This window comes from Arenibacterium sp. CAU 1754, from assembly GCF_054482635.1.
The window spans coordinates 389,020-398,094 of sequence record NZ_JBTLRG010000004.1; the positions used below are offsets into that span (position 1 = coordinate 389,020).

At 64.8% G+C, this 9,075-nt stretch carries 8 protein-coding genes and 1 pseudogene; 5 read left to right on the forward strand and 4 right to left on the reverse strand.

Annotated elements, in window-relative coordinates:
* Positions 1 to 46: 46 nt before the first annotated feature.
* Genes ACXYMO_RS16530 through paaZ form a run of 3 tightly spaced genes read right to left on the reverse strand, consistent with a single transcriptional unit; the run spans position 47 to position 3,266 of the window.
* Positions 47 to 385 (reverse strand): DUF2794 domain-containing protein, encoded by a 339-nt coding sequence (locus ACXYMO_RS16530; RefSeq protein WP_458879831.1) that lies wholly within the window; start codon positions 383 to 385, stop codon positions 47 to 49.
* A 31-nt stretch (positions 386 to 416) separates the two neighbouring features.
* A complete protein-coding gene (locus tag ACXYMO_RS16535) occupies positions 417 to 1,229 on the reverse strand; it encodes a hypothetical protein (protein ID WP_458879832.1) in 813 nt (270 codons plus the stop codon).
* 9 nt (positions 1,230 to 1,238) lie between these two features.
* Positions 1,239 to 3,266, reverse strand: coding sequence for a phenylacetic acid degradation bifunctional protein PaaZ (paaZ, locus tag ACXYMO_RS16540; RefSeq protein ID WP_458879833.1), 2,028 nt, complete (start codon positions 3,264 to 3,266; stop codon positions 1,239 to 1,241).
* 116 nt (positions 3,267 to 3,382) lie between these two features.
* Between paaZ and paaI the strand changes: the two genes are divergently transcribed.
* The 4 genes from paaI to ACXYMO_RS16560 are packed head-to-tail and all read left to right on the forward strand — an operon-like array spanning position 3,383 to position 6,889.
* On the forward strand, positions 3,383 to 3,814 hold the full coding sequence (gene paaI, locus ACXYMO_RS16545) for a hydroxyphenylacetyl-CoA thioesterase PaaI (RefSeq protein WP_458879834.1): 432 nt from the start codon (positions 3,383 to 3,385) through the stop codon (positions 3,812 to 3,814).
* The gene (gene pcaF, locus ACXYMO_RS16550) at positions 3,811 to 5,004 is read left to right on the forward strand and encodes a 3-oxoadipyl-CoA thiolase (RefSeq protein ID WP_458879835.1); all 1,194 of its coding nucleotides are present in this window, start codon (positions 3,811 to 3,813) and stop codon (positions 5,002 to 5,004) included. Before paaI ends, pcaF begins: the two co-directional genes overlap by 4 nt.
* Positions 5,004 to 6,314: a phenylacetate--CoA ligase PaaK gene (gene paaK, locus ACXYMO_RS16555; RefSeq protein ID WP_458879836.1), complete on the forward strand. Its 1,311-nt coding sequence runs from the start codon at positions 5,004 to 5,006 to the stop codon at positions 6,312 to 6,314. Before pcaF ends, paaK begins: the two co-directional genes overlap by 1 nt.
* Positions 6,314 to 6,889, forward strand: coding sequence for a TetR/AcrR family transcriptional regulator (locus tag ACXYMO_RS16560; protein WP_458879837.1), 576 nt, complete (start codon positions 6,314 to 6,316; stop codon positions 6,887 to 6,889). Before paaK ends, ACXYMO_RS16560 begins: the two co-directional genes overlap by 1 nt.
* Positions 6,890 to 7,114: 225 nt before the next feature.
* Here ACXYMO_RS16560 and ACXYMO_RS16565 read toward each other — a convergent pair whose 3' ends face one another.
* Positions 7,115 to 8,770 (reverse strand): Y-family DNA polymerase, encoded by a 1,656-nt coding sequence (locus ACXYMO_RS16565; RefSeq protein WP_458879838.1) that lies wholly within the window; start codon positions 8,768 to 8,770, stop codon positions 7,115 to 7,117.
* A 182-nt stretch (positions 8,771 to 8,952) separates the two neighbouring features.
* Between ACXYMO_RS16565 and ACXYMO_RS16570 the strand changes: the two are divergent.
* Positions 8,953 to 9,075 (forward strand): annotated as a pseudogene (locus ACXYMO_RS16570) (S-(hydroxymethyl)glutathione dehydrogenase); the annotation flags it as partial.

Sequence of the window (9,075 nt, forward strand, 5' to 3'; positions counted from 1 at the left end):
CGCGCGAAACATTCCGCATTTTCTATAAGATATTGATAGTAATAGCTTAATCTACCGAACGGATCAATTTGCGCTCCAACACGCGCAGCACGTTTTTCAAATCGCCACCGCGTTTGAGTATCTGACCATCCATGCCCACAACCGAATACATCCCCTGACGGCTGCGCAGTTTGGGGCGCTTTTCAATCCGGTAGAGCGGGTTTTCGGCCGTGCGGCGAAACACGGAAAACACGGCCATATCGCGCAGGCAGGAAATGCCATAGTCGCGCCATTCGCCTGCGGCGACCATACGGCCATAAAGTGACAGGATCGTCTGCAACTCGCGCCGGTCAAACGCGACCTGGGCCGGGATTGACGCAAAAGGGTTGGGCGGTTGGATTGTCATATCTTCAGGTTCGCGCCAAACGGCATGCAAATCAAGTCTGATGGTCAGGGGCAAAGCGCCGCGCGATCACGGCGTCGTTGCGCGGCAGCGCGCCAAGGTCGCCCGCGTCACTGTCAAGCCAGGCCTCGGTTCCGTCGATCAGACGGGCATAGCACCGCGCCACCGCAAGACGCGGATTGGTCAGCGGGGACGTGGCGGGCATCAGGTCCGGCAGCACATCGGGAAACCGCAACACGATCCGCCGCCACCGGTGGATCAGCAATAACCGCGCCGCCGCGATATCGAGCGGCGGCATGTCGGCGTCCAGGTTCAGCCCGTTCAGAATGGCCAGATCATCGCGCAGCGCGGACAGCGCATCGCGGTGGGCGGGGGCAAACTGCGCATCGCGGAACGCGTCCGACAGGGTCGACAGCGTACCGGTCACACAGGCATCGCTTACCTGCGCTGTGTCCCCGGCCGGACGCAGGTCAACGGTTTGCGCGCCGTTGGCGCCCAGGTGCACCGACATCGCCCATTCGGTCACCGGCGCGGTCCGAGGCGGGGCGTAGATCAGCGTCGTGGCCGGGGCGAACCGTTCGATGCCCTGTTTGCTCAGCCGGTACAGGCTGGTCCGGCCCTGCCGTTCGCTGGTGACCCACCCATCCCGACCCAGCCGGGACAGCGCGGTGCGCAGCGTTCCCTGCTCGACCCCGACGCGGCCGAGAAGCTGGCCCAGACGCGCGGTCGAAACCCTGCCCCCGCGATGCTGGATCAGATCGCCGAACACGGTGATGACCAGCGACCAGACACGCAGGCGGCCCTGACCGTGCAGGGCTGTGATCAGAGGGGCTAATGGATCGCTCATCCCCCGCGTTTAGCGCGTATATGAGACCATCGTCAAAAGCTCATATTGGGCGACCTGATCGTTGTCCTGATTGGTAAGCGTCACGTTCCAGGCGACCTCGCCATAGGTGGCGGTGCGGCGTGTCTTGCGCGCACAGGTCAGGCGGACACGGATTGCGTCGCCCGGGCTGACCGGTTTCTGAAAGCTGAGCCCGTTGAGACCGGTATTGGCCAGCACCGGGCCGGGATCGGGCTGTACGAACAGACCAGCGGCAAAGGACAGCAGAAGGTATCCATGCGCGACGCGCCCCGGGAAGAACGGGTTCGCCTTGGCGGCGTCTTCGTCCATATGCGCATAGAAGGTATCGCCGGTGAAATGGGCGAAATGTTCGATATCCTCCAGCGTCACGGTACGCGGATCGGTATGCAGGGTTTCCCCGATGCAGATTTCCTCGAAGGTGCGCTGGAACGGGTGATCCGGGCCTTTGATCTCGGGCGCGCCGGGCACCCATTGGCCGGTGATGGCCGCGATCACATCCGGGCCGCCCTGAATGGCGGTGCGCTGCATGTAATGCAGCACGCCACGCACACCGCCCAGTTCCTCGCCGCCGCCGGCGCGGCCGGGGCCGCCGTGCACCATGTGCGGCATGGGCGCGCCGTGGCCGGTGGCCTCTTTCGCGCTGTTGCGGTCGGTGATGTAAAGCCGCCCGTGCCACGCGGCACAGTCAAGCGTGACCTGCCGGGCAATGTCCGGGTCATGGGTGACAAGCGATGCAACCAGCGAACCGCCGCCGCGATTGGCAAGGGCCGTGGCGTGGGACAGATCGCGATAGGGCATCAGGGTTGAGATTGGGCCAAACGCTTCGAGTTCGTGCACCGCCGTGGCCGCGTCGGGATCGTCACAGCGCAGCAGGGTGGGGCACAGGAACGCGCCGTTTTGATCCGCGCCGATCAGGTCGGGCGCTTCGGGGTCGCCGGTCAGCCGGGTGGTTTCGCCCGCCAGTGCGGCGAGTTTCGCCAGAACGTCGGATTTCTGATCGCCCGAGGCCAGGGCGCCCATGCGCACCGAATCGTCCGCCGGGTCACCGATCGTGGTGCCGGACAGGCGTGCCATCAGCGCATCGGCGACATCGCCCATGGCCGATTGCGGCACGATGATCCGGCGGATCGCGGTGCATTTCTGCCCCGCCTTGGTGGTGATCTCGTTGGCCACCTCCTTGATGAAGGCATCAAATTCGGGAGTTCCCGCGACGGCATCGGGGCCAAGGATGGTGGCGTTCAGGCTGTCCTGTTCGGAATGGAACCGGACCGAGTTGCGCATCAATGCCGGGGTCGCGCGCAGTTTCAGTGCGGTGTCGGCCGAACCTGTGAAGCTGACCACATCCTGCGGGCCAAGGTGGTCAAGCATATCGCCGACCCCGCCGACAACCAGTTGCACCGCGCCCTCTGGCAACAGACCGCTTTCGATGATCATGCGGAAACAGGCCTCGGTCAGGTAACAGGTCTGCGTGGCGGGTTTGACGATGGCGGGCATCCCGGCCAGCAGGGTGGGCGCCAGTTTTTCCAGCATCCCCCAGACCGGGAAGTTGAACGCGTTGATATGAACCGCAACGCCCTGCATCGGCACGGCGATATGCTGGCCCAGAAAACTGCCGCCACGGGACAGGTGTTCGATCTCACCATCGACATAGACATGCCCGTCGGGCATTTCGCGGCGGCCCTTGCCGGCGATCACCATCATGGTGCCGATGCCGCCCTCGATATCGACCGCGCCGTCGCGGCGGGTCGCCCCGGTAAGCGGGTTCAGCGCATAAAGCTGGTCCTTGCGCTCGGTCAGATAGGTCGCAACGGCCTTGATCATACGGGCGCGGTCGTGGAAGGTCATTGCACGTAGGGCGGGCCCGCCGGTATCGCGCGCAAAGGTCAGCATGCCCTTTACGTCCAGCGGTGCGCCCCCGGCCTGTGCGATCGCCGTACCGGTGACCGGACCAAGGATGGCACGCGCATCGGCCCCCGGTGAAATCCATTGCCCTTGGGCATAGCTTGCTGGTCGCAACATGTGGGTTCCCTTCCCGAATTGATCACGGGCAGCATGACCCGGGTGGGCGGCGAAATCAACACTATTGACCGTTCGGTCGGTTTTGTGCAGGTTGCACGGCAGGGGAGGACTTGGCCATGACACCGCAGGAACGCGCCGAACGCAGTGCGGCCGCCATGTGGGCGGACGATGCGGCATCCAAATGGCTGGGAATGTCGCTGGACGCAGTCGCGCCGGGCATGGCGACCCTGTCGTTCGCGGTTCAGGATCACCACCTGAACGGACACAAGATTTGCCACGGCGGATACATCTTCACACTGGCCGACAGTGCGTTCGCCTTCGCCTGCAACACCTATAACCAGGTGACCGTGGCGCAGGAAAACACCATCACCTACCTCAGCCCCGGACAGCCGGGCGAACGCCTGACCGCCCAGGCCTCGGAAACCGCGCGCACCGGCCGTTCAGGCGTTTACGATGTGACGGTATCGGGCGAAGATGGTCGCAAGGTGGCCGTGTTTCGCGGCCTCTCGCGAACGATCCAAGGCCAGTTATTTCAGGAGACATCATGACCCACGCTTATCTTTGCGACGGACTGCGTACGCCCATCGGCCGCTATGGCGGCGCCTTGTCCTTGGTCCGGCCCGACGACATGCTGGCCGGTGTCATCAAGGCGCTGATGGCGCGCCACCCCGGTCTGGAGGTGGACGAGGTTCTGGCCGGATGCGCCAATCAGGCGGGCGAAGACAACCGGAATGTCGCGCGCATGTCCTCGCTTTTGGCGGGGATGCCGGAAACGGTGCCCGGTGCCACGATCAACCGGCTGTGCGGGTCCGGTCTGGATGCGATGGGGTCGGCCGCCCGCGCCGTGCGCACCGGCGAGGCCGAGGTGGTTCTGGCCTGCGGCGTCGAGAGCATGAGCCGCGCGCCGCTGGTGATGCCCAAGGCCGACAGCGCCTTTTCCCGTAAGGCCGAGATTTATGACACCACCATTGGCTGGCGGTTCATCAATCGCGCCATGCACAAGGCCTATGGGACCGATTCCATGCCCGAAACCGCCGAGAACGTGGCCGAGGATTACCAGATCGAACGCGCCGCACAGGACGCATTCGCCCTGCGCTCGCAGGAACGGGCCGCACGCGCCATCGAAAACGGGCGGCTGGCGCAGGAAATCACCCCGGTGACCATTCCGCAGCGCCGGGGCGATCCGATCATCTTTGACCGCGACGAACACCCGCGCGCCACGACGCTGGAAAAGCTGGCCAGTTTGCCGACCCCCTTCAGGCAGGGCGGGTCAGTGACGGCTGGCAACGCATCGGGCGTGAATGACGGGGCTGCGGCGGTGATTGTCGCCTCGGCCGCTGCAGTTGAAAAATACGGCCTGACGCCGCGCGCGCGCATCACGGGCATGGCCACCGTGGGCGTTGCGCCTCGCGTGATGGGCATCGGCCCGGCGCCAGCCACCGAAAAGCTGATGGCGCAGCACGGTCTGAGCATTGGCGACATCGGCACCATCGAACTGAACGAAGCCTTTGCCGCACAGGGGCTGGCCGTGACCCGCCAACTGGGCCTGCCGGATGACGCCGATCACGTGAATCCGAATGGCGGCGCCATCGCGCTTGGCCACCCCTTGGGCATGTCGGGCACGCGTCTGGCGCTGACCGCATCGCACACGATGATGAACGAAGGACTGGACCGCGCGATCTGCACCATGTGTATCGGCGTCGGTCAGGGCATTGCATTGCTACTTGAGAGGGCCTGATGAAAGACCTGACACCCCGCCGGGAAGACCTTGATCCAATTGAAATTGCCAGCCGCGATGAAATCAGCGCGCTGCAACTGGACCGGCTGAAATGGTCTCTGCGCCATGCCTATGACAACGTGCCGTTTTACAAGGCTTCGTTTGATGGGGTGGGGGTGCATCCCGACGATCTGAAGACACTGTCGGATTTGGCCCGGTTCCCTTTCACGGTGAAACAGGACCTGCGCGACAATTACCCCTTTGGCATGTTCGCCATTCCGCAGGGCGATGTCAGGCGTATCCATGCCTCGTCAGGGACCACGGGCCAGCCAACGGTTGTCGGCTATTCCGAGAACGATCTCAAGGTCTGGGGATCGGTGGTGGCGCGGTCCTTGCGGGCCTCGGGCCTGCGACCGGGCGACATGCTGCATAACGCCTACGGCTATGGGCTGTTCACCGGCGGGTTGGGCATCCATCTGGGGGCGGACGCGCTGGGGCTGAGCACGGTTCCGATTTCCGGCGGAATGACCCAGCGGCAGGTGCGCCTGATCGAGGATTTCCGCCCAAAGGGGATAACGGTGACGCCGTCTTACGCGTTGTCGATCCTGGATGAATACGCGGCACAGGGCTTGGACCCGCGTCAAAGTTCGCTCGACGTGGGAATCTTTGGCGCCGAACCCTGGACCAACGCCATGCGGGTCGAGATCGAACAGGCCTTTGATATGCATGCGGTGGATATCTATGGCCTTTCCGAAGTGATGGGGCCGGGCGTGGCCAATGAATGCGTGGAAACCAAGGATGGCCTGCATATCTGGGAGGACCATTTCTATCCCGAGGTGATCAACCCGGAGACAGGCGAAGTCGTCGCCGACGGCGAACAGGGGGAACTGGTCTTTACCTCGCTCAGCAAAGAGGCCTTTCCCATCATCCGCTATCGCACCCGCGATCTGACCCGGTTGCTGCCGGGCACGGCGCGCAGCATGCGGCGGATGGAAAAAGTGACCGGACGCAGTGACGACATGATCATCCTGCGCGGAGTGAACGTGTTCCCGACGCAGATCGAGGAACAACTGATGACGGTGCAGGGGCTGGCGCCGCATTTCCAGATCGAACTCAGCCGTCCGGACCGCATGGATCAGCTAACCGTTCTCGCCGAAGCCGTCGAAGACTTCGCCGCCGGGGACGCACGCGGCCAAGCGGCGGGTGAACTGCGTCACAAGATCAAGGCCGCAATCGGCGTGACCGTGGTGGTGCAGGTGGCCGACCCTGGCGGTGTCGCCCGCAGCCAAGGCAAAGCCGTTCGCATCATCGACAACCGCCCCAAAACCTGATGCCCCGCGGGATTGCCCGGGATCACGACGAAAAACGCACCGCCCTGCGCAAGGGCGCGGCGCGGTATTTCGCGCGCCACAGCTATGACCGGGCCTCGATGGTCGGCGCGGCGCGGGAATGCGGCGTGTCAAAGGCGCTGATCTATCACTATTATCCCAGCAAGGAGGCCCTGCTGTTCGACATCCTGCATGCGCATTTTTCCGATCTGGTCGAAACGGTCGACGCGGCGCGCGATCAGGGCATTCCAGGCCTGATTGCCGCAATCCTTGAAACCTATGCCGACGCGGATGCGGAGCACAAATTGCAGCTGGATGCGTTGGGCACGCTCCCGGATGAGATGCGGGAACCGCTGATTGCGCAGCAACGCCGCCTGGTCGCATCGATGTTCGAAGCCGTGCGGAGCGAACGCCCGGATCTGGATGCAGACCGGTTGCGGGCGATGACCATGACGGTGTTCAGCATTCTCAACTGGTTTTACATGTGGCACCGTCCCGGCAAGGGCCTGAGCCGACAAGACTATGCCGCGCTCGCAGCCGACTTCGTCCGCGCCGGTCTGCGCGGCCTGCCAGATTGAGGCGCCTGTCGGCGCCATTCCTTTCATCTGCCGTGCGTCACCTCTGATTCAATCGCGTGCAGGCACGCGATGCCTCCGGCAGGAGTTTTCCTTGCAAGATGAAGGGGGCTTGGTTCATTGCCCTTCATCTTGCCGAATAAACTCCGGGGGAGTCGCCAAAGGCGACGGGGGCAGAGCCCCCTGTTCGTCAATATCTTGCGCCGAAGGCGCACAATCAGGACAGGTTCAGCCAAAACCACCCTGACAGAACCAGCCTGCGGACAGGGTTGCGCCATACCCGTAATAAAGCCACAGCCGGTCCTTTTGCGTGGTTGTCACGATCCAGTAATCGCGCACACCATTGCGCCAGTCGGGATCGTCGAGCCACCACTCTGGCGCGATGCGTTCGGGCCCGCGGGCCTGGGCCAGGGTCCAGGTGCGGCCGCGCCAGCGAAACATGGCCGGCACGGTTGGATCGTCAGGTGCGTGGACCGGTTCGGGGCGCCAGATCAGCAGGGGGCGATTTGGCCGTTGAGTGGGCCAGTCGCGGGCCGGGTCAGACCAGGCGGCGGCCAGTATCAGCGCAGATTTCTCGGGGATGTGGCTGGATCCGGGATGGCGGCGGGTGATGTCCTCCAGCCCCACCCGTGCGCCCAGTTTACCGATCAGATCATCAAGCGCGGCATTGTCGGCCAGCCGGGTATCGAGGGGCTTTCCCGCCGTCAGGTGACCGACCTTTGTGCGCGCGTGGACCGGTTCGGTCCGGATCGCCTCGAGCCGCAGCATATCGATCCCGAACCCGGCGTCGATCTGGTCGAGTTTCATTTCAATCAGCGGGCGAATGCGCGCGGGGTCGTGGCTGGGTCGGGCAAGCGACAGGGTAACGATTTCGGCGTTCTGGTCGGTGCGGTGCGCCTCGAGCCGGAGACTGCGCACCCCGCGCCCCTTGTCCTGCAGGCGGTCGCAGAGACGGGGCAGCATCCGGTCGATCGCCGCCATCAGGTCCGCGTGCAGGCCGATGGGGTCGGGCAGGGTCAGCCGCAGGGCAAAGGCGTGGGGCGGACGCGCAGGCGAAACCGGTTCGGGCGCGCTGCCCATGGCCTGATCCAGCCGCAGCACCAGCCCCTTGCCAAAGCGGCGCGCCAGTGCGGCGCGGGGTTGTCCCAGCAGGTCACCGATGCGGCGCAGGCCGAGCCGGCCCAGTTGCGCCGTGGTGGCGGGCTCCAGCCGCAGCGCCGCCACCGGCAGCGGACTGAGCGCGCCATAGCTTTGGCCCGGCGCGGCAATCCGCGACACGCCGCCCGGGGTTTCCACCTTTTGGGGGGCGGTGCCGCCACGGGTCCAGTGCCGCCGCTTTCCCGCGCGGGACCGGGTGGCCCGGGCCTCCTGGTCGATGGCGTCACCGTTGCGGTCGGATACGCCCCCCTGCCCGGCAAACCGCGCCAGCGCCCAGGCCGCGCCCAGCGTGTCGGCGATGCCGGCCTGAACGCTCAGCCCCATGTTGGCGCAATCGGATTCGATCACGGTCAACAGGCCGGCCTCCCCCCCGAAAAGGTGGGCGCAGCCGGTCAGGTCCACCACCAGCCCGTCGGGTCGTTCCTCGGCGACCCAGGGGCTGAACTTGCCCGCCCAACGGCGCAGGGCGGTCAGAAAGGCCGCCTCGGCCGGGGCGTTGCGCGCCCGCGTCAGCAGGGTGGCGCAGATGGCGTGGGCATCGCGCAAAGGCTGGCCCACCTGCACCCCTGCGGATTCGGCCGCCGCATTGAGCGAGGTGATCACCTGCATGTTGGATTGCTCGGCCACCACCGCCAGCGGCCCCGGATCGGCCATGCGTGCGGCGCGCATCACACGCTCGGCCCCGAGACGCGGAAACCATAAGGAAAGGATGCGGCGGCTGGACATGTGCGGACACTTTTGTTCTTCTTTTGTTCTTTATAGGCGAGTCGCTTGCAGAGTCGAGTCCCGGACCGGCGCGAGGATGTGTTTGCCCCCGGTTCGCACGGCGGATAAGACTGTCAACGATTGAAGCAAACAGGCGTCGGATCACATCGTCCGACGCGATTGAAACGCAAGGAGATCGAGACATGCGGACACGTGCGGCGGTTGCGCTGGCGGCTGGGAAGCCTTTGGAGGTGATGGACGTTAACCTTGAGGGTCCGCGTGCGGGCGAGGTTCTGGTCGAGATCAAGGCGACGGGGCTTTGCCAT